The 21736-nt window shown below is 43.4% G+C and carries 17 protein-coding genes; 13 read left to right on the top strand and 4 right to left on the bottom strand.

What is annotated here, in order from left to right:
* Nucleotides 1–88 precede the first annotated feature (88 nt).
* Nucleotides 89–622 carry a hypothetical protein gene (locus PG901_RS02065; RefSeq protein WP_271133311.1) on the bottom strand — a complete coding sequence of 178 codons (534 nt, stop codon included), beginning with the start codon at nucleotides 620–622 and terminating at the stop codon, nucleotides 89–91.
* 382 nt (nucleotides 623–1004) lie between these two features.
* Here PG901_RS02065 and PG901_RS02060 point away from each other — a divergent pair, with 382 nt between their 5' ends.
* The 5 genes from PG901_RS02060 to PG901_RS02040 all read left to right on the top strand — a co-directional run bounded on the left by PG901_RS02060 (nucleotide 1005) and on the right by PG901_RS02040 (nucleotide 6468).
* The gene (locus PG901_RS02060; RefSeq protein ID WP_271133310.1) at nucleotides 1005–2186 is read left to right on the top strand and encodes a sulfate ABC transporter substrate-binding protein; all 1182 of its coding nucleotides are present in this window, start codon (nucleotides 1005–1007) and stop codon (nucleotides 2184–2186) included.
* Between the two features lie 304 nt (nucleotides 2187–2490).
* Nucleotides 2491–3594, top strand: a complete 1104-nt coding sequence (locus PG901_RS02055; RefSeq protein ID WP_201628375.1) for a sulfate ABC transporter substrate-binding protein — start codon at nucleotides 2491–2493, stop codon at nucleotides 3592–3594.
* Between the two features lie 226 nt (nucleotides 3595–3820).
* Nucleotides 3821–4705, top strand: coding sequence for a sulfate ABC transporter permease subunit CysT (cysT, locus tag PG901_RS02050; RefSeq protein WP_271133309.1), 885 nt, complete (start codon nucleotides 3821–3823; stop codon nucleotides 4703–4705).
* On the top strand, nucleotides 4705–5664 hold the full coding sequence (cysW, locus tag PG901_RS02045) for a sulfate ABC transporter permease subunit CysW (RefSeq protein ID WP_271133308.1): 960 nt from the start codon (nucleotides 4705–4707) through the stop codon (nucleotides 5662–5664). Before cysT ends, cysW begins: the two co-directional genes overlap by 1 nt.
* 81 nt (nucleotides 5665–5745) lie before the next feature.
* Nucleotides 5746–6468 (top strand): sulfate/molybdate ABC transporter ATP-binding protein, encoded by a 723-nt coding sequence (locus PG901_RS02040; RefSeq protein WP_183618246.1) that lies wholly within the window; start codon nucleotides 5746–5748, stop codon nucleotides 6466–6468.
* A gap of 273 nt (nucleotides 6469–6741) precedes the next feature.
* On the opposite strand, the gene PG901_RS02035 is transcribed toward PG901_RS02040, so the two are convergent.
* Nucleotides 6742–7065 (bottom strand): ArsR/SmtB family transcription factor, encoded by a 324-nt coding sequence (locus tag PG901_RS02035; protein WP_201565897.1) that lies wholly within the window; start codon nucleotides 7063–7065, stop codon nucleotides 6742–6744.
* A gap of 286 nt (nucleotides 7066–7351) precedes the next feature.
* On the opposite strand from PG901_RS02035, the gene PG901_RS02030 reads away from it, so the two are divergent.
* The 3 genes from PG901_RS02030 (at nucleotide 7352) to bfr (PG901_RS02020) (ending at nucleotide 9000) form a co-directional block, all read left to right on the top strand.
* Entirely contained in the window at nucleotides 7352–7543 is a 192-nt protein-coding gene (locus tag PG901_RS02030) for a (2Fe-2S)-binding protein (protein ID WP_149489495.1), read from the top strand.
* A gap of 408 nt (nucleotides 7544–7951) precedes the next feature.
* Nucleotides 7952–8440, top strand: a complete 489-nt coding sequence (gene bfr / locus PG901_RS02025; RefSeq protein WP_201565893.1) for a bacterioferritin — start codon at nucleotides 7952–7954, stop codon at nucleotides 8438–8440.
* 77 nt (nucleotides 8441–8517) lie between these two features.
* Nucleotides 8518–9000 carry a bacterioferritin gene (gene bfr / locus PG901_RS02020; protein ID WP_201565891.1) on the top strand — a complete coding sequence of 161 codons (483 nt, stop codon included), beginning with the start codon at nucleotides 8518–8520 and terminating at the stop codon, nucleotides 8998–9000.
* Between the two features lie 148 nt (nucleotides 9001–9148).
* Here the strand turns inward: bfr (PG901_RS02020) and PG901_RS02015 are convergent, their stop codons facing one another.
* Nucleotides 9149–10525, bottom strand: coding sequence for a DHA2 family efflux MFS transporter permease subunit (locus PG901_RS02015; RefSeq protein ID WP_271133307.1), 1377 nt, complete (start codon nucleotides 10523–10525; stop codon nucleotides 9149–9151).
* Nucleotides 10526–10935: 410 nt separating this feature from the next.
* On the opposite strand from PG901_RS02015, the gene yghU reads away from it, so the two are divergent.
* From yghU to PG901_RS01995, 4 genes are all read left to right on the top strand, one after another.
* Entirely contained in the window at nucleotides 10936–11817 is an 882-nt protein-coding gene (gene yghU / locus PG901_RS02010) for a glutathione-dependent disulfide-bond oxidoreductase (protein ID WP_271133306.1), read from the top strand.
* Between the two features lie 329 nt (nucleotides 11818–12146).
* The gene (locus tag PG901_RS02005; protein ID WP_271133305.1) at nucleotides 12147–13439 is read left to right on the top strand and encodes a DUF1176 domain-containing protein; all 1293 of its coding nucleotides are present in this window, start codon (nucleotides 12147–12149) and stop codon (nucleotides 13437–13439) included.
* Nucleotides 13440–14036: 597 nt separating this feature from the next.
* Entirely contained in the window at nucleotides 14037–15701 is a 1665-nt protein-coding gene (locus tag PG901_RS02000) for a DEAD/DEAH box helicase (RefSeq protein WP_271133304.1), read from the top strand.
* 249 nt (nucleotides 15702–15950) lie between these two features.
* On the top strand, nucleotides 15951–17195 hold the full coding sequence (locus tag PG901_RS01995; RefSeq protein ID WP_271133303.1) for a DUF819 family protein: 1245 nt from the start codon (nucleotides 15951–15953) through the stop codon (nucleotides 17193–17195).
* Nucleotides 17196–17270: 75 nt separating this feature from the next.
* Here the strand turns inward: PG901_RS01995 and PG901_RS01990 are convergent, their stop codons facing one another.
* Nucleotides 17271–19631, bottom strand: coding sequence for a WG repeat-containing protein (locus tag PG901_RS01990; protein ID WP_271133302.1), 2361 nt, complete (start codon nucleotides 19629–19631; stop codon nucleotides 17271–17273).
* A 327-nt stretch (nucleotides 19632–19958) separates the two neighbouring features.
* Here PG901_RS01990 and capB point away from each other — a divergent pair, with 327 nt between their 5' ends.
* Complete coding sequence (capB, locus tag PG901_RS01985; RefSeq protein WP_271133301.1) at nucleotides 19959–21722, top strand: caprolactamase subunit beta; 1764 nt, start codon at nucleotides 19959–19961, stop codon at nucleotides 21720–21722.
* Nucleotides 21723–21736: the final 14 nt, after the last annotated feature.

The raw sequence follows: 21736 nt of genomic DNA, 5'->3' as shown, positions 1-21736 counted from the left end.
TTTATCGTCATCAATAAAAGTATTAAAAAAGGTGTCAGATTAAACGTCTGACACCTTTTTTAATATCTAAAGCCAACCATTCAAGCGGTTAATGCAGCTCTAAATCTCCCTCAAGCTTCTGATACTCGCCAACGATTGAGCCACCACCCGAACAAAAATAATTCAGGGCGTATTTATCTTGGCTATCAATAGTCAGCTTATCGTCCTTAAATTGAAAGAACGCTGTACTGTCATTAACCTTGCTTTGGAAAATAACACCGTGCGCATCGTCTTGACCCATTAATGTCGCCTTACCATCAAAATGACAGCTTGGTTTTTTCACATCGCTACGCGCCCGTACCTGAATATTAATCTGGTCGCCGTTGTCTGCGCCATCTGCTCGTACCATCACCCCAACCCAATCAGAACCTTGTGCGCGCTTGTGATAGCCTTCAGAAGCATAGTCTCCAACGACTGCTTGCACCGCTGGCGTGACGGCAGCGTTCGGTTGCTTAGTGGTTTGGTTATTTACGCTGGGCGTCATGTTATTACAGCCGCTTAAGGTAAGTAAAGCTGCAGAGGTGGTTAAAATGATAGCAAAAAATCGTGAGTGGCGGGCATAACGAGGTGGAGACATAATCATTTAAGTACCTTTGATAAGGAAGTTAGTAAAAGGGGTAGAGCTGCCTATTATGAGTGCAACGCCTGATATACAAGAAGCTAAGAGATAATATCGCTTACATAAAGGCTCGTCTAGATAGTAAGCAATACCATAACTTACTCGAAAGTGTCTGCTTATCACTATATCGCAAAAATACTCAGGAAAAATAAACATTTTAGAATAACTAACAAAATTACTTATGCCAAGTTAATAACTCGATAAGCGCATTTGTCACTAAGCGATTGCCTCGCAGGCTGTTAGCATAACGCTCATCATCCATAGAATCGAATCAAAAGGATTATAAACCTTTATAAGGTGGCCAATACTTTAAGAAATGCTTCTATCAACATTATCGAGGGCCGCTATGCAAGCAACGAACCGACGCACTAAAAAAGTATCTAATAAGCTTGAATTGATTAATGCTCAAGCATTTATTGACAATAAAAGCAGGCAATCAAAAGTTGCCGCTGGCCGTTTTAATTTCAGCTTTAAGTTGGGCGGCGTTCTTGCCGTTGCCATGCTAATGACGGGCTGTAATCCTACCGAAGCTACCCAAAGCGGCGCGAGCGATGGCACAAATAGTGGGGCAAGTGATAAGCAAAATATCAGCCTACTTAACGTCTCTTACGATGTCTCACGTGATTTTTATAAAGACTATAACCCGCTATTTACCAGTATCTATCAGGGGCAATATCCTGATAGTAACGTTGATATCCAACAATCGCACGGCGGCGCAAGTAAACAAGCGCTGTCGGTCGCCAATGGTTTACAAGCGGACGTGGTGACTTTAAACCAAGAAAGCGATATGAATATGCTGGTTGAAAAAGGGTTGGTAAAAGCAGATTGGCGCGAAGCGTTTCCTGACAATGCCGTCCCTTATAGCACCACCATGATATTACTGGTACGCAGCGGCAACCCAAAAAATATTAAAGACTGGGCAGATTTGGCGCGTGCGGATATTGACGTGGTAATGCCCAATCCGAAAACCAGCGGCACGGCGCGCTATGCCTTTTTGGGCGCTTATGGTTCAGGATTGCACCAATTTAAAGAATCGGTCACTCAACCACAAAAAACCGATGCTTTCATGAAAAAAGTGCTCGCCAATGTCGTGACTTATGACAATGGTGCGCGCGCTGCGACCACCAGCTTTACACAACGCGGGCTAGGGGATGTGCTTATTACCACTGAAAACGAGGCACATTTGGTCGCCACTCAGCATGCTAAAGGTAAAGTGGATATTGTTTATCCTAGCTACTCCATCACCATTCATAACCCAGTGGCAATCGTCAGCTCGGTGACTGAGAAAAAAGGCTCAACTACTGCGGCAACTGCTTATCTAAAAACACTGTGGGATAAACCGGCGCAAGAGCTGATGGCAAAGATGTATTTGCGTCCGAGCAACAAAGAGGTGCTCGCAGCCCATACAGGCACTTTAAAGGATATTCAAACCTTTGAGCCGGTTGCCGTGTTTGGGGATTGGGACAGTATCATGGAGACGTTCTTTGTCGATGGTGGACGTTTTGATCAACTAGCGCGGGTAAAGTAACGGACAGCGCCTAAGCCATTTATTAGCCGCTTTAACCCTTTTAACGCTTTATAAGGCCGTTTATAAGTGGTTAAAGCGCTAAATGACCATAAATAATAATGAATAAATGTCTTGGCACCAAAGTGTTAATTTATAAAATTTTTAAGGTTATCTATTGCTTATCGTATTTAAGTTATTGATAACCTTGTCTTTATAAATACTATATTCCGTTTTGGCAATAACATACGCATATTCATCATTAAACATAATAAGCTGGCGCTGTTAGCATACTTGCATTCACTAACCAATCCCTTTTGAGGCAGCCATGACATCATATACCACAGGTTATAAATATAAAAACAAAACGCTTAGCGTACTAAGCATCGCCGGTGTGGCGCTTACGTTGGGTATCGCAGGCTGTAGCAATAGCGAAAAGACTGAGCCAGCAACCAATGCAGAAGGCACGCCAGCCACTACCGAAGGGCAAGATATTGAGCTATTAAACGTCTCTTACGATGTGGCGCGCGACTTTTATAAAGACTACAACCCATTATTCGTTGAGCACTATAAAGCGGAAAACCCAAACAGTAATATCTTAATCAAGCAATCACACGGCGGCTCAAGTAAGCAAGCATTATCGGTTGCTAACGGTTTGCAAGCCGATGTGGCGACCATGAACCAAGGCTCTGATATCGAGCTACTTGAGAAAAAAGGCTTGGTTGAGTCAGATTGGGAAAGTAAATTCCCAGACAACGCCGTACCTTTTACCAGCACTATCGTCTTCTTAGTACGTAAAGACAATCCAAAAGGTATCAACGACTGGCAAGACTTGACCAAAGAAGGCGTTGAGATTGTTATGGCCAACCCAAAAGTCACGGGTAATGGTCGCTATGCGTTCTTAGGCGCTTATGGTTATGGTTTACATGCCTTTAATAAAGATGAAACACAAGCCAAGAACTACGTCAAAGACATGCTGAAAAATGTCAAAGTCTATGAGAATGGCGGACGTGCAGCGACGACGACTTTCGTTCAGCGCGGTATCGGTGATGTCTTGGTAACTTTTGAAAACGAAGCCAATCTTGCCGCGACCGATTTTGGTTTGGGTAAGGTGGATATCGTTTATCCTAAATACTCTATCAAGTCTGAAAGCCCCGTCGCTGTCGTGAAGACCGTTACCGATAAAAAAGGCACCACCGATGCGGCAAAAGCCTATCTTGATTACTTATGGAGCGAGCCTGCTCAGCAATTGGCAGCCAATTTATATCTGCGCCCAAGCGTGAAGAGTGTGCTTGATAAGAACAGCGATAAATTGCCACCTATCGATACTTTCCGTCCAAATGATGCCTTTGGCACTTGGGATGAAATCATGAGCACTTACTTTAGCGATGGCGGCGTGTTCGATCAGTTAGCCATTAATGCACCAAAGTAAGCCGCTAGTACGCTGACTGCGTAGCCCATTTATAGAGTTTTTATGAGCTTTTTATTAGATAACGTTTAAGCAGTCAGCTTTAGAGTAACGTCCGAGCACATAAAGGACATGGCTACCCACGCTGTGTCCTTTATCGCTTAAGCAGACCAATAATAAATACATTTGATATCACGTGGTGCTTACGAGCAACAAATAAGCGCCATCAGTTAGGCAATAGGACATCACTATGAGTGCAACAATTTCTCCTGCCAGCAAACCTGTCAATAAAAAAGGTTGGCTGACACGCTTGCGCCAGCGCAATGTGCTACCAGGGTTTGGGCTAAGCATGGGCATCACTGTCTTTAGCTTGTCATTACTGGTGGTGCTGCCGTTTGCCATGATGGCCTATACCACGACACACATGGGTTGGACGGGTTTTTGGGAGACTATTACTCAGCCGCAAGTGACCGCTGCTATCAAACTCAGTTTATGGATGTCGTTTTTGGCGATGCTCACCAACATGGTGTTTGGCACGTTGGTTGCTTGGGTGCTGGTGCGCTACGAGTTTTGGGGTAAATCGTTGATTAATGCGTTGGTTGATTTGCCATTTGCACTACCGACAGCCGTTACGGGTATCTCGCTTGCCACCCTTTATGCGCCTAATGGCTTAATCGGGCAGTGGTTTGCTAAGTTTGATATTCAAGTGGCTTTTACGCCATTAGGTATTTGGCTCGCTTTAGTGGTCGTGAGCTTTCCCTTTATCGTCCGTGCTGTGCAACCTGTGTTGGCAGAATTGTCCGTTGAATTTGAAGAGGCAGCGGCGGTACTGGGTGCCAATCGCTTTACGACCTTTCGTAAGGTGATTTTACCAGAGCTGTTACCGGCTTTACTGATGGGCGCTGGCATGATGTTTGCCCGTGCCACTGGTGAGTATGGCTCGGTAATTTTTATCGCCGGTAATATTCCGATGCAGTCTGAGATTTTGCCACTAATCATTATCAGTAAGCTTGAGCAGTTTGATGTGCAAGGCGCATCAGCCGTCGCACTCTTTATGCTACTGATCTCATTTGTGATTTTATTGACCATTAATATCGTACAGTGGAAGCTGTCGCGCCGCGTAGGAGCCCGCTAATGCAAATCTCTAATAGCTACGACTACCAAAGCAACCCAGCGACCAAAGACACGCCATGGATACGCCGTACCTTTATCACCATCGCGGTTTTATTTATGGTCATCATGTTGGTCGTGCCACTGTTTGCGGTCTTTTATGAAGCTTTTAAAAATGGTTGGCAGTTGTATATTGCCTCACTGGTCGACCCTGAAGCCTTACAAGCGATTAAATTAACCTTGATTACCGCGGCGATTGTGTTGCCGATTAATATGGTGATGGGTATTGCAATTGCGTGGCTGGTGACCCGTTATCAATTTAAAGGTAAGCAGCTGGTGACGACATTGCTTGATTTACCGTTTTCGGTGTCGCCGGTGGTTGCAGGTTTGATGTTTGTGCTGTTGTTCGGGCTGAATTCTACGATTGGTGGCTGGCTTGAAAGCATGGGCTTTCAGGTAATTTATGCCGTACCAGGGATTATTTTAGCGACGTTATTTGTCACTTTTCCGTTTGTCGCCCGTGAGCTAATTCCTCTGATGCAGACGCAAGGTGATAGTGAAGAGCAAGCAGCATTGACGCTAGGTGCTACAGGTTGGCAGACGTTTTGGCATGTGACGCTACCGAATATCAAATGGGCGCTGCTGTATGGTTTGATTTTGACCAATGCACGGGCAATGGGCGAGTTTGGCGCGGTGAGCGTGGTCTCCGGTCATATTCGCGGTGAAACCAACACTATGCCGCTATTGGTTGAGATTGCTTATAACGATTATAACTTTACTGCCGCTTTTGCCTTATCGAGCTTACTTGCTGCCTTGGCGCTGGTGACGCTGCTAATACAACAAGTAATGACCAAGCTGCAAGAGCGCAAATTTGCCAAGTCTGAGCGTTTAGCAACTGTGCCTGAATTACCGGTTAGTGCCAATGCTAGCAATGCATCAAACCCTGAAGATGCAACCCTGGCAGAAAGTAGCGGTCGTCTATAAGCGCTATGCTATAAAGCAGTCGTTAACAAGCCATCTGTCACATGAAGACGTTAAGCCAAAAATATAATAAGAGAACCCATTATGAGCATCGAGATTCGCAACGTTAATAAAAAATTCGGTAATTTTACTGCCTTAGATGATATCAATATCACTGTACCAACAGGCAAGTTGACGACTTTGCTTGGTCCTTCAGGTTGCGGTAAAACCACCTTGCTACGTATCATTGCTGGTCTTGAGTACGCAGACTCAGGGCAAATATTATTTGATGAGCTAGATGTCACCAATACACCGGTGCAAAAGCGCCATATTGGCTTTATGTTTCAGCATTATGCGTTGTTTCGCCACAAAAATATCGCCGATAATGTCGGTTTTGGCTTAACCTTGCTACCAAAAAACGAGCGCCCAAGTAAGGCGGATATCAATAAACGCGTTGCAGAATTGCTAGACTTAGTACAGCTGCCGCAAGTTGCCAATGCTTATCCGCATCAGTTATCAGGCGGTCAGCGTCAGCGTATTGCGCTGGCACGTGCTTTGGCAGTAAAGCCAAAACTACTATTACTTGATGAGCCGTTCGGGGCACTCGATGCCAAGGTACGTAAAGAGCTGCGTACTTGGCTAAAGAATATCCACCACGAGCTGGGTATTACCAGCATCATGGTGACGCATGACCAAGAAGAAGCGCGGGCGGTGTCTGATGAGATTGTGGTGATGAACCATGGTCGCGTCGAGCAAGTAGGCACATCAGAGGAGCTGATTCACCAGCCAGCCAACGCCTTTGTGAGTGATTTCTTAGACTTAGTATAATCTAGATCTAAAGGCGTATTTATATTAGAGGCGTATTTTAAGACAAAGTTTGAAAACAAAAAAAAGACCTATCATTTATAGGTCTTTTTTTATGCGCTGAAGTATTGATTATAGTGGTTTCACTCTAAAACAGATACAGTGTGACGGGGATGAATTTTTCGTAGCCTCTGTGATAGCAGCAAGCAAGGAAAATTTAAATCAGTCGCACCCAACTATTAACATCGATTTTATTTTGAACTAACTATATCAATACCTCTTGCTCTTAGTATCAAGCTAAGCAGGCTTCGGCATATTGATGTCTTTGGTCGATATCTGCTTATAGGTGATTTCCAAAATCTCTTGGCACCATTCTGGTAGATTATCAGACACTTCATACCACATCCATGTCCCATCACGAACACAGCTCAAAATACCCAGCTTTTTCAAATGATTCAAGTGACGCGAGATGGTCGGCTGTGGTTGGTCAAGTATTTCTACCAATTCACCCACACAGCGCGATTCTTTGTTAAATAAGATTTGGAAGATTTTTAAGCGCGTTGGGTCAGACAATACTTTAAATAACTCAAGCGGTTGTATCGTAGAATTATTATTAGACATAGAACAATTCCAATATGGATTTAGTTAATAGGGGGTCAATATAACAGCAGTCATCTGTAAAATCGATTAAAAAATGAGCAAATTTACAGTTCGTCGCCATTTTACTACCTTTGGTACGTTATAGTTACACTCAAGGTTATATGCAGTTACATGGATTAAGTAAGGGTAAGATAACCCTGTAGTAATAACGATCTGACTGAACAATACCTTAAATACTATTGTAAATGGTAATAATTATCGTTATTATAACGAATAACAAGATTGACATTTATGTAGGAGCCAACACATGTACGTATGTATCTGTAACGACGTCAAAGAAAAACAAATTAAAGCCGCGATTGCCTCAGGCATTGATACGTTAGACGGTTTAAAAGATACCCTTGATGTAGCGACTTGCTGTGGCTGCTGCGAACCTATGGTCAATGACTACCTTGATGAACATCACGCCAAACTTGATGCGTTGGCTTATGCCGTTTAAGCACTCCTTGCAGACTTTGCTATTATTGATGATCTGCTATCAATAAAAAGCGTAGCAGGGCAGTACTCAATGACAGCTACTATCTGCACTTATTTATCTTAAACTCTCTAACATTCCTTGTTAATTTTATTAAATAAGTGCATGAAAAACCTCGTTAAAATTCTCAAACACTAAAATTCTCAAACACTAAGGCTCGTTATGCGAGTTAATTACGATTCTCAATTAGAATCTTATTCTTAGTTCATATCGTTACAAGCGCCGTTATTCCCGTATGCTACTATATCTGACTTACTTTGTAAGACATTTCGTTGGTTTTAATCTTTACTGATTAGTTTACTAATAGTACTTTCTATATATGTATTATTATGAATGTAGACGCAAATAAATAAAAATACAGGAGTATAGGTGATGATAGGCAGCCCAAAGGTCATTGATTATTTAAATTTTTTATTAGGTGGTGAGCTTGCAGCTCGTGACCAATATTTCATTCACTCTGAGATGTACGCAGAATGGCATTACGGCAAACTGTATGACCGTATCAGCCATGAGATGCACGATGAAACACTGCATGCCCGAGCGATTATCCGCCGTATTTTGATGTTGAGCGGTACGCCTAAGATGAGCGTCAACGAGATTAATATTGGGTCGACGGTTCCTGAGATGTTGCAGCTCGATCTCAATTTAGAGTATCAGGTACAGCAGCACCTTAAAGACGGCATTGCGCTTTGTGAAGCAGAGCATGACTATGTCACCCGTGAGATGCTCGTTGAGCAGCTCAAAGACACCGAAGAAGATCATGCTCATTGGTTAGAGCAGCAGTTACGCCTGATTGATATGATTGGTCTATCCAACTATTTGCAAAGCCAGATGGCAGAAGTGTCTCCTGATATTGTTTAGTATTTCATTTACTAAGCGCCTTTAACACTTGTTAAAACTATCGGTAATAAAATAATAATGAATATAGGGAGAGAAAAATGAAAGGGGATAAAGAGATCACCCGTGCGCTGAATAAAGTGCTCGGTCAGTCATTGATAGCCATCAATCAGTACTTTTTGCATGCGCGTATCGCACGCCATTGGGGCTTAGAGTCGTTAAATGACTCACTGTATAAGCAGTCGATTGCTGAGATGAAATGGTCAGATGAGCTGATTGCACGTATTTTGCTATTAGATGGTCTGCCAAATTTGCAGGAACTCGGTAAAGTGTTGGTTGGTGAGGATGTACCAGAGATTATCGATTGCAATCTGCGTTTAGAGAAGCAGAAATTCGATATTATCACCGATGCAATCACCTTATGTGAGAGCAAGCGTGACTATGTCTCGCGCCAGCTGCTCGTCAGCTTAAAAGACGGTAACGAAGAGTATCAAGACTGGTTAGAGACGCAACAGGACTTGATTAAAGATATGGGCGTTGAAAACTATATCCAATCGCAAATGGATGACGATAAAGCGCCTTAAAATTATAAAAAGTGCTGATACCTGCCAGCGCATACTAAAAAGTCAATTTAAGACCTCTGTTAGTATACGCTGGCATTTTTATGTCTAACGTTTCTGTATTCAAAGTAGATAAATACCATTCGTTTTTTGATGGTTTCAATACAAATACTTAATACAAGCCGCGACCATCTTGAGGTTTAAGGCGTAAAAAGTATAATCCCGAGAGAATGGTGATGATACCGAGTATCCAATAGGTGGTTTGAAATGCCACCAAAGTATCAAGCTCGAAGCGCTCACGCAGCAGATTTAATAACGCTGCACCAAAGGCAATGCCAAAACTAATCGCCAGTTGTTGATTGACAGCCATTAAACTATTACCACTACTGGTTTGCGTGCCTTCTAAATCACCGATGGTAATGGTATTCATCGCACTAAACTGCATTGAGTTACAAGCACCCATGACTGTCAAGATAGGAATAAACCAAATCCAATTTGCGGCATCGTTAAACTGCGCCAAGACAATGATGAGCACACCGATTAAAAAGGTATTAGCCACCAACACCTTACGGTAGGTAAAACGCTGAATGATTTTACTGACCCAAGGTTTGATACCGATTGCACCAACGGCAATGGGCGCAAGCAGCCAACCGGCTTGCGATGGCGAGTATTCAAACACCACTTGTAGCAATAGTGGCAATAAGAAAGGTACAGCGCTGATACCTAAGCGCGTGAATAAGTTACCAGTAATACCGATGCGAAAGGTACGAATATTAAACAAGCTTAGGGGAAATAGCGGTGCTGCGCGGCGTTTAGCATGCCACACATAAGCGCCTATCAATAGACTTGCGCCTAATCCAAGCATCAGACCGTAAAGCCCTCGACCTGTCTGTGGGCCAAATTCTACCGCAAGCGTAAAACCGCAAGCGGCTGCGGCAAACAAAGCAAAACCTGTCCAATCTAAACGTTTGGTATCTTCAAATAACGCCGGTACCAGTTTTTTACCCATGATAAAACCAAAAACGCCCATCGGGATATTGATTAAAAATATCCAATGCCAACTGGTATATTGCACGATATAACCGCCCAATACCGGTCCGACTAAGGGCGCAATCAACGCTGGTATCACTGCAAAGTTCATCACGGTTAAGAGCTTATTGCGTGGATAGGATTTGACCAGTATCAAACGTGCCACAGGGGTCATCATCGCGCCGCCAATACCTTGTACAATGCGCGAACCAATTAAGAAATCTAATGTCGGTGAAGCGGCGCACAATAGTGAGCCAATACAAAAGATGATAATGGCGTATAAAAATACCCGCCGTGTGCCATATTTATCGGCTAAAAATCCGCTAATAGGAATAAAAATCGCAAGGGTTAACGCGTAGCTGATGACCGCCCATTGCATTTTTAACGGTGATTCACCAAGCGCTTGCGCCATCTGCGGCAGGGAAGTATTTAAGATGGTGGCATCTAAAATTTGCATAAATAACGCCACCGCTAGCACATAGGGCAGGTATTTATCTTGGGTTGGGGTTAGGGTTACCATATTGACATCACCATATCTTACGACCATTGTTGCTAAGCGCAGTTTTTAAAAGAGGGATTTAAGAGTGTATTAAAAGTGCTGATTAGAGCGTCTTTTAACTATTTTTAATTATGTTTATAAAAAGCTATGTCTCTAGAAAACTATATTTCTGAAAAACCAAGGCTCTAAAAAGCCGCTAAGGTGTGGGTAGTATAAAAACAACTACCTTTGAGTTAAAGAGTAGCAAAGTAACGGTATACGCCCAGTCATTAGAAATTTACCCTTAAACGCTTTGGCACTCCTTTTAATGACTCTTAAAAATTAGGTTACAAGACAGGGCTTTAATCAAAGCATCAATCCTCGCTATAGTAGATAGCGGTAAAGAGCAATCAAACAACACATAATAAAGCAATAAAAAAGTAGGTAATCTTATGAGTAATGATAATAATCAAGCAAGTAATGATAAAAACAACAACATTCAAAACAACAATGCTAGCGGATATACTCCGCCTAAAGTTTGGAAAAATGACAGCGAAAATGGCGGTAAGTTCGCCAGTATCAATCGGCCAACGGCTGGCGCGCGCCATGAGCAAAAACTGCCCGTCGGCGATGCGCCTTTACAGCTATATTCATTGAATACACCCAATGGCGTGAAAGTAAATATCCTGTTAGAAGAGCTTGCTGAGCTGAATATTAAGGGTGCTGAGTACGACGCCTATCAAATCGACATCTCTGAAGGTGATCAGTTTAGCTCAGGATTTGTCGCTATCAATCCGAACTCAAAAATCCCTGCGCTGGTAGATTATTCTGCTACTGTAAATAACTCAGAGGCGGGCGAGCCTATTGCACTTTTTGAGTCGGGTGCTATCTTATTATATTTAGCGGAAAAGTTTGGTAAGTTTATCCCGATGCAGCAGGGTAAAGCACGGGCAGACTGTCTGTCTTGGCTGATGTGGCAGATGGGTAGCGCGCCGTTCTTAGGTGGCGGCTTCGGGCATTTTTATGCCTATGCTCCTGAACCGCTAGAGTATCCTATCAATCGCTATACGATGGAGACCAAACGCCAGCTTGATGTCTTGGATACGCATCTCAAAGACCACGAGTATATGTGTGGCAACGCTGAGTCTGACTATAATATTGCCGATATGATTATCTGGGCATGGTATGGTCAGCTGGTACTTGGCAAGCTTTATGATGCCGCTGAGTTCTTACAAGTAGAGGAGTATAAGCACCTAAAGCGTTGGGCGCAAAAAATTGCCGAACGTCCAGCGGTTAAACGCGCAGTAGATTTAGCGCTTAAGCCTATTGTTTAAGCGCATTACTGAGTCTGATTACTGAATCTCATTACCTAAGCATGTATTTTAAGCTGTCTATCTCAACGATTATTGACGATAGCCCGCTCATCATATAGCTCAATAAAAAAGGTTAATAGGCAATTTGCTTATTAACCTTTTGCTTGCTATATTCCGTATAATATATTCTTTACTCCAAATATACTTATCTATATATTGAATCAGCACTATGCTTCCGTCTTTACATAATGGTACATTAGTATAACAGATAGAAACATTGGTACGTTAAGATAGCAGCCAACGCCTTAATGGGCAGGTGTTGATATTTATTCTATTAATGAGTAATGATTATGAAGGATAATAATAAGACGACGCGTATATCATCACCCTTAACGAGTGAGATGACAGTTGATTCTGGTCATGCTAACTATGGTAGTGGTAGTAACAATAGTAGCAGCAATAGCAATGCCAATCAGCAGCGCCATAAAAAATCCAACCTCTTAACAGACAGCACTCATCGCACAATAAATCCTATAAAAACAAAAAAGATACCCTTATTGATGACAAAGAAAATTTTATTACCCTTATTTGCAGCCATTAGCACGGCTTTATTTAGCTCAGCGGCGCAGGCTGGTGCGGCTGTTGATTTTAGCAACCAAGACTGGCAAGTGGCTTGCGATAATACCCGTACTTGCCGGCTGGCAGGTTACCAAGCAGAGAACAATAGCGATTTACCGGTGTCATTATTATTGGTGCGCCGCGCAGGTGCCAATGCCACAGTCGATGGCAAGGTCAAACTTGGCGGCGCAAAAGAAAGCTCAGCAAAGGCATTGATGCAGCTTGGCAACCGCCATCGTATATCCTTGTTTATTAATGATAGAGATTACGGAGAAACCAAGCCATACTCGGTGGCGGCAGGTCATGCAGAGCTGACCTCAGCGCAAGTCAACGCGCTACTTGATGCCTTGACTAAATCAAGCAAGATTGAGCTGGTGATTCGCAATACGCGCTGGCAGCTATCGGATAAAGGTGCCAGTGCTGTCATGCTCAAAGCCGATGAAGCACAGGGCCGAGTAGGGACACCAAGTGCCTTTATCAGTACCGATAGCGTAAGCAAATCTAATAGCAGTGTCTTGGCGCCTAAAGCAGCACCCGCGCTACGCTTGGTCACGCCAAACCCTAAAGCCATCTCTAGCAGTAAGAGAAAGTTTGTCATGCGCTCATCGCAGTTAGCAGAGCTGATGAAAACCACCATGAAGGATGCAGATACGGATTGCCCAAACTTAGCAGATAAGTCACCTTGGCGGGTCAGCCGTCTAAATAGCAAGCAGCTGCTCGTACAGCATGATTGCTGGATGGGTGCTTATAACACTGGCATGGGCGCTTGGGTGCTCAATGACACTAAGCCTTATCAACCAACCTTGGTGACGACCAGTGCAACCGATTATAGCAATGGCAAATTAACTTCGGTGCAAAAAGGCCGCGGGATTGGTGACTGCTTATCTAAAACCGACTGGGTATGGACGGGCAAAGCTTTTGAGAAGAGCCATGAAAGCACCACAGGCATGTGCCGCTTGATAGAGGTAGGCGGTGCTTGGCAATTACCAACCTATGTGACAGAAGTAAAAGTGTCACGTACATAATTAAATTGGATGAAAACAGCAACTTGCTTAAAGGCTTGGTTTAACATCAGTTTTTAAGCATATATTTGCAGCTATAGCCCTTATTTTGCTAATAAACAGAAAAAGAGCTACTACTTGCATTTTTGTTATGCTATACTGCGTCGCCACGTTAGCTTAGACTATCGTGAATTATGAGATTGATAACATCGCCTGCGATTTTGGGTCTAGGATGACCATAAGTAATTGTTGCCGATGATTTTGTGTACTTAAATAACCCTTCATATACATATTGAAAAACACGTTATTTTTGACTCATATCTTATCTACGAACCCATATATGGGCTAGATTGGTTGTTACCAGCCTTTATCTGCTTTGGACAAAGCATGGATAATGCGCTTTTAACGAACAAGGATGAGACACTCGGCACTACCACCAAAATACGTCAGACAGCACGAACGCCTTTATAATATTGACAAGCTTTATAAGCTTGGCTTTTGATTGTTAAGCCTTTCTTAGGGTGAGATAATTATTTTATAAATGCAGCGTGGTGAACGGTTATCAGTGGTATGCATCAAGCTTGCTGAATTTACAGCAGCTTATACTTACCAAGGATTACTATGACTGACATCTTATCTGCTATCGCCGCTGAAAACGGCATCATCGAAAGCACTGATACCCCAAATACCGATACTAATAATCAAGCGGCTACTACTGACGCTGCTGAAGAAAACAAAATCACTTTTGCTGAACTTAATATTGCCAAGCCAATTTTGACCGCGCTTGATCGCAGTGGTTATACCCATCCAACACCTATTCAAGAACAAGCCATTCCTTTTGCTCTAGCGGGTCGCGACTTATTATTGTCAGCGCAAACCGGTAGTGGTAAAACAGCGGCATTTGTTATCCCAGTACTTGACCGTTTAAGCCGTGCCACTAGCTTTGACAAATTAACCAAAGCCCTTATCCTAACGCCAACGCGTGAACTTGCTCAGCAAGTACATGACAGTGTGCGTACGTATTCGAAAGATATGCGCGGTTTGTTCTGTGTGCCATTAGTAGGCGGCGCACCTTACAATGGTCAGATTACTGCTTTGAAAAAAGGCGTGCAAGTAATTGTTGCGACTCCTGGTCGTTTACTTGACCATATCAATGCGGGCCGCGTTGACTTATCAAGCCTAGAAGTTTTGGTACTTGATGAAGCTGACCGTATGCTTGACATGGGTTTTGCTGATGATATCAACGATATCTTGAAAGCCGCTCCTGATAACCGTCAAACCATCATGTGTTCAGCAACGTGGGATGGCCCTGTTGGCAAGATTGCTGCCAGCTTCACCAAAAACCCTGAGCGCGTTTCAATCAAAGTTGAATCAGCACACATCGAAGAAAAAGTGTATTACTGTGACGATTTTGATCATAAAAACCGTTTGCTTGACAAAATTGTTTGCGATAAAGAGATGGAACAAGTCATCATCTTTGCTGCGACCAAACGTAGTACTGAAAAATTAGCCAAATCTCTACAAGAGCAAGGCCATAAAGCCAGCTTCTTACATGGTGACTTGCCACAAAGCAAGCGTAACCGTATCGTTCAAGACTTGCGTAATGGTAAATGTAAAATCTTAGTAGCGACTGACGTTGCTGCTCGTGGTCTTGACGTGCCAGCACTATCGCACGTCATTAACTATGACTTGCCACGTCAAACAGAAGACTACGTGCATCGTATCGGTCGTTGTGGCCGTGCCGGTCGTACGGGTATTGCCATCAGCCTATGTAGCATGGATGATCGTCCACAGCTAAACGCTATCAACCGTTATTTAGATCGCAAAATGGAAGTATCGGTCATCGAAGGTATGGAGCCTAAGAAGACTTATGTACCTAGCGAAAACAAAGGTAATGGTCGTGGCCGTGGTCGCGGACGCTCAAGTGGCGGCGGTAACGGTCAAGGCCGTGGTCGCGCGGGTGGTGGCTATCAAGGCAATCCTGCTAATGCTCGTGGTCGTTCAAGCGACAGTGCATCGACTGGTCAACGCGCTAGCAATGACAGCGGTTATCAAGGTAAGCCACGTGATTCATCTGGTAAACCAAATGAGCGTTCAGGTGGCAAGCCGTATCAAGGCAAGCGCAATGGTGCTCCTAGCCGTGGTGATAGCACTGGCGTTCCACGTGGCGAGCGTGCTGCAACGGGTCGTGGTCGTCCAAGTGGCAGCCAAGGTCGCCCAGCTGGTCGTGCTGACAGCCGTGGTCAAGGTCGCTCAAGCGGCGGCAACCGTAGTAACAACTCGTAATATTGTTATCGTGACTGGTCAATAATAGCATTTGATTAAATGCTATTGGTCTAGCCAGTTAACCTAACATAAAAAGCCAGATACTTGTTATCTGGCTTTTTTGTGCGTCATGGTTTTATAGTAAGGTAGCTCTATGTCAATGATAAAACATCGATAAAAAATCAACAATGCGAGATCGTTGCTTGCGCGTCTTTTTCGCCTTGTCTATACTGACAGGCTTTTATTCATCGTGTGCTGCGGAGCCATCTGATGCCCGACATCTCTTATTTAGCAATTGACAATCTGCCATTAGCATTTGGCATAATCATGGCCATTATTGGCTTAGTGTTTTATACCCAAGGGCTGCCCAGTAAATTTTGGCGACGTTTTTATGCGGTGTTGCCGGGTATTGTACTGTGCTGCTTTATCCCAGCCACGCTAAACAGCCTGGGTGTCTTCGCTGATGGTATCGGCTCACAGATTTATGGCTTTACTGCTACCTATCTGTTGCCAGCCAGTTTGCTGCTGATGACCTTATCGATGGATGTCCCTAAAATTTTAGGCTTAGGCTGGAAAGCCATTGCCATGTTCTTTGCCGCTAGCATTGCCATCGTCATCAGTGGTCCCATAAGCTTAGGTATTGCTAAATGGATATCGCCTGAAATGTTTACCGACGATACCCTGTGGCGCGGATTTTCAGCGGTCGCGGGCAGTTGGATTGGTGGGGCGGCAAACCAAGCGGCGATGAAAGAGCTGTTTGGTGTCAGTGATGATTTATTTGGCATGATGATTTTGGTTGATACCACCAATGCCTCATTATGGTTATTGGCTATCTTGGTCATGGCCAAGCACAGCGCTAAGATAGATAAGTTTTTACGGGCGGATAGCAGTAGTATTGATAAAGTGATTGCCGCAGTTGAAAGCTATGAGCGTGACAATGCGCGTCCAGCCACTTTAAATGATTTGATGGTGATGTTTGGCTTGTGTTTCGCCATGGTTGGGGTGGCGCATTTCGTAGGCGGGCAAATAGCAGGCTTCTTTGCCCCTTACAGTTGGGCAGTACAGTATAGCTTTGCCAGCTCATTCTTTTGGATGGTGGTGATTATCACCTTAATAGGGGTGGTTTTCTCCTTTACCAAAATACGTCGCCTTGACCATGTTGGCGCCTCCAAAATCGGTACGGTATTTATCTTTGTCTTGATTGCCGCTATCGGTATGCAAATCAATCTCGCCGGTATTGTCTCGCAGTGGCGCTTGCTACTCATTGGTTTATTGTGGATGAGCATTCACGTCGTGATTATTTTTGCGGTCGCTCGAATGATCCGTGCGCCGTTTTTCTTTTTAGCAGTTGGCTCCAATGCCAATACTGGCGGCGCATCCTCGGCACCGATTGTCGCCACGGCATTTCACCCATCACTTGCGCCAGTTGGCGTATTCTTGGGTATTTTAGGCTATGCGGTGGGCACTTTTGGCGGTTATATCAGTACGCAGATGATGCGGCTGGTGGTGGGGTAAAATTTAGCTGTATGAGTAATAATAAACAAGGCGCTCAATGATGAGCGCCTTGTTGCATTTTTTATTCTTTATTCTTTATTCTTTATACCATTCATTGGTATCGATAAACGCCTGCAAACTTTGGGTTTTAATGAAGGTCAGCTTCTTATCGTAAGTTTCCACTATGTTTTTATGGCTGTTGATGGCATACAGCCTGCCTTCAGGATCATAAAGATTCGTTCTAACATCATGGTATTTCATATCAAGTACCACTTTACCTGATAAATTCATTAAACCTAAATTATTGGCTTCACCAACGGCCTCGCTGTCAGCGCTTTTATCTTTGACGACTGCTAAATAAGCGGGGTAAATAAGAGATTGTATATAATCATATGCTATTGGTGCTACAACGCTGCCGTTATGAGCAAAAATACCGTGTTTGCCATTTTTTCCTACGATGTATAGCAGTAGAGGGGCTTTGTTCTCACCCCATACAGCCTCATAGTTATTTGATAGCCCTTGTAGTTCTAAAGAATCATAAACGGCCGGTATGATGGTTTTACCCTTGTAGTCAATCACCCCGTATTTATCGTCGTTTGTTTTCACGATTATATTGCTTTCATTGTTTGAGCGCTCAATTGCAGCATATTGTGACAAATCACTAATCAGTACTTTGCCTGACGTATCTATTAATACTTTTTTGCCATTTAATTGGGCAAGGATGCTTTCGTTATAGATACGCTCATACATATCCTCATATATAGGCTGAATAAGTACCTTCTTTTCTTTGACGCTGAATAAGCCGTATTTGCCTTCTTTTTCAATCACACTCATATTGTCTAAGTAATCAAGTTTATTATCCACAAATCGATAGTCAGAAAATGGCATTATGATACTGCCAAATTCATTAGTGAGTTGTTGCTGATTGCCTTTGGCAAAGACAATACCGATATTATCCTCGGTTCCATGTGAGTCGCTAAGTGGGGTAATATCATCATAAATAAGTGCTTTTACTGTCTCATTATTATCTGTCAGTAAGCCATACTTATTGTCTTTTTTTACCTTTATAAACCTATTGAAATAGCTGAGTTCATCGTAAATGATGGGTATCAATACCTTGTTGTTGCTATCAACCAAACCAAACTTATGATTTATTTGAGCAATATATGAGCTATTAGATGGGTTGTATAGGGTTGCTCCAAGCGTATTATCCGCTTCTTCAGCGCTTGTAGCCTCATAAATGACTTCCTCTTCAGTACTGGCGTCCTCCTCATTTTTTAATAATTGACTCTCTATTTCATGCAAAGTGTAAGTACTGTCTTCACTTAGCTCAAGGCCATCATAGAATTCACTGACCTTAAGTTTGCTATCAGCACCCTTGGTAACAATACCTATTTTTTGATTGTGGGCGGCCAAGATAGGAGCGTTATATTGGCTATACTGACTGTATAAATAGTCAAAGCTCACTGGTAGTACGATGGCCCCACTATTATTAATGATGCCGTACTGACCAGATTTTTTATACTCATATAAATGGCTGTTTAGCAGTCTAATACTGGCGTCAGATTTTATTAGCGGTACACCTTTACCGTTTATTAGGCTTTCGGAAATAACGGTCTCTCTATTCAAATGACCAATATTGCCAGCGCCTTTAGGAACGTAGGACTTAACACTGAATATCTGCTTATCTTCATTAAAGTTTTCGATATCTATATTTTTGGTAAAGGGTACGACGACTTTTTGATACTGATCGATTAAACCAACTTTGTCCCCTAATTTTGCCTTCATAAACAGACGTTCATTAGGGCAGGTGTCTAGCAACTCTAACTGGTCATACACAGGGGTAATCAAAGTCTGTTTTTTATCATTGATTAAACCGTATTTACCATCTTTTGAAATCATAAAGTAGGTAACGTTATTGGTTTTATCCGCATACATATAATTAGTCTGCATATCTTTATCGAATACTTTGCTAGCAGGATAGAGCCAATCACCTGCGCCATTGGCTATTGCGGTGGCTTCTTTACTACCAAAATACTTGGTTAGATGATAAAAATTATTGTCTAAAACCTCAATAGCATCATATTTGAAGTCTAAAACCATCTTTCCAGTTGCATCAATAGCGCCAAAGTAGCCATGACGTTTGGCGACAATACGCCCATCTTCATAGGCTTTGATGTCATATAACTTGTCTTGAACGACAGTACCTTTATCATCGATAAGCTGATAATAAGCATTGTTGGCTGTTAATGTTAGCTTATGAGGGTGGGCGTTGTTTAGCTCATCAATTTCAATGGAATACAATTTACCTTGATCACAACTACAAGTGTCGGCGTGAGCGCTTTGTGTCGTTGTTATCGAAACGATGGTAAGTGATGCTAACGCTAACGATATGGCTAAGCTTAATTGACGTACCTTAGTTGCAAGTGATTTGGCGTTCATAGTGGTTATTGGCATATTTAATCAAATTTTGTCGGTAGTAGGAGTTGAAATTTACCCTATATACAGATTCATTGGCAATAGCTTTGTTTGATTAATAGAAGATAAACAAACTTTTTATAGCTACATCTGTACACTGACAGTCAAAAACTCTGCACGCACAGTCAATCTATTTTGCCAAAACCTCGCTATAGTGGAAAAGCTTGATCATTAGGATAGATGATAAGCCAGATAAAGCGCGCGCTGAAGGGTAAGGATAAATGGTCATATAGACCAGCATATTCTCTTATTTCTCTTATATAAATGCGCTTATTCTGACCCAAATTTCTCGACAAGGAGTCTTTCATGAGCAACGCTCACCCCTCTATAGATCCTATTACCTTGTCTGTCGTACGTGGTGCCCTAGAAACGGCGCAGCGTGAGATGACAACCACCTTAGAAAAAACCGCCCGTTCGAGTGTCTTTAACTTAGCCCATGACTACAGTAATGCGCTGTTTGATCATTTGCCTGAGATGATTTTGCAAGGGCAAGATATTCCCATTCATCTAGGGTCACTCATGCCCGCCATGAAAGCCGTCGCCGAATATTATGGTGATGACATTCATGAAGGCGATGTCATTTATCATAACGACCCTGTGATGATGGGCAGCCATATCTTAGATTGCTGTATGTATAAGCCGGTATTTTATAAAGGTGAGTTAGTCTTTTGGACAGTCTGTAAAGGTCATGTCACTGATATCGGTGGCCCTGTACCAGCAGGCTATAACCCTGACGCCAAAGAGATATATGCTGAAGGCTTACGCATTCCGCCTATTAAGATTTGGGAAAAAGGAGTCAGACGTCGTGATGTGATTAACCTCATACACAGTAATATGCGCTCACGCCGTAACCAAGAAGGCGATCTCAATGCTCAGTATGGCGCGTGTGCCGTTGGCGAGCGTAATATGATTGCGCTGCTAGACAAATACGGGGTTGAAACGGTGCGTGGTGCGATTGAAGAGCTAAAAAATATGGCTGACCACCATATGCGCTCATTAATATCCTCTATCCCAGATGGCGATTATCATGGCGAGGCGGTGTTAGAAGACTCAGGTCATGGCTTGGGTGATATGACCATCAGCGCTGATATCGTTATCAAAGACAGCGACGTACATATTAAAATTACCAGTCCGCCGCAAGTCCCTTACTTTATCAACTCTTATGCCGGTAACTCGATGTCAGGGGTATTACTTGGGCTAATGATGTTTGCCCAAGTAGAGCCGCCGTATAACGAAGGCTTATATCGCTGTGTGACCGTTGATTTGGGTGAGCATGGCACCTTATGTAATGCCAAAGAACCGGCACCGCATGTCAACTGTACGACCACGCCGATGGAAACTTTAACTGACGCGGTACGTATGGCATTTGAAGCAGCGGCACCTGAGCGCGTTACCGCCTCTTGGGGACATTCATCAGGGATTAATATTGCTGGTATCGATCCAAAAACTGGTGAGCAATACGTCACCATGATTTTGGCATCTATTATTTCAGGGGCTGGGGCCACCCAGCAGATGGATGGCTGGCACGCTTGTGGGCCATTAAGCTGCTTTGGGGCGTTAAGCTCGGGAGATATCGAACTGTTAGAGTACCAGTATCCTATCTTAATCCATAAATATGGCTTGGCAGAAGACAGTGGCGGTGCAGGCGAGTACCGCGGCGGCTGTGGTACGGTTTGGGAAGTTGAGCCATTAGACCATACTATGACGGTTATTGCCTTTGGCGAAGGTCGTCAGCATCCTACTATGGGCGCCGGCGGCGCGGAACAAATCTCACCTGAGCTGAAAGTTGGGCGTCTAGAGATACTACATAAAGACGGGCAAACGGATTTGTATAGAAAAAACACCGTTACGGAAATCACGCCGGGTGAACGCGCGCGGAATACCAATCCGGGTGGCGGCGGCTACGGCAGCTCATTTGATCGCGATATTCAAGCGGTCATCAAGGATGTACAAGAAAGGATTATCTCAATCTCTGCGGCAAAGATTGAATACGGCGTGGTAATTGACTCAGAAACTCTGACGCTCAATGAAGCTGAGACTGAGTACTTACGCCGCCAGATAACCGCATAAAACACACATTGAAC

The sequence above is a fragment of the Psychrobacter sp. ANT_H3 genome (genome assembly GCF_027919975.1).
Classification (GTDB): domain Bacteria; phylum Pseudomonadota; class Gammaproteobacteria; order Pseudomonadales; family Moraxellaceae; genus Psychrobacter; species Psychrobacter maritimus.
The sequence above is the reverse complement of the archived record's forward strand: the minus strand, read 5'-3'. Positions and strand labels throughout refer to the sequence as shown.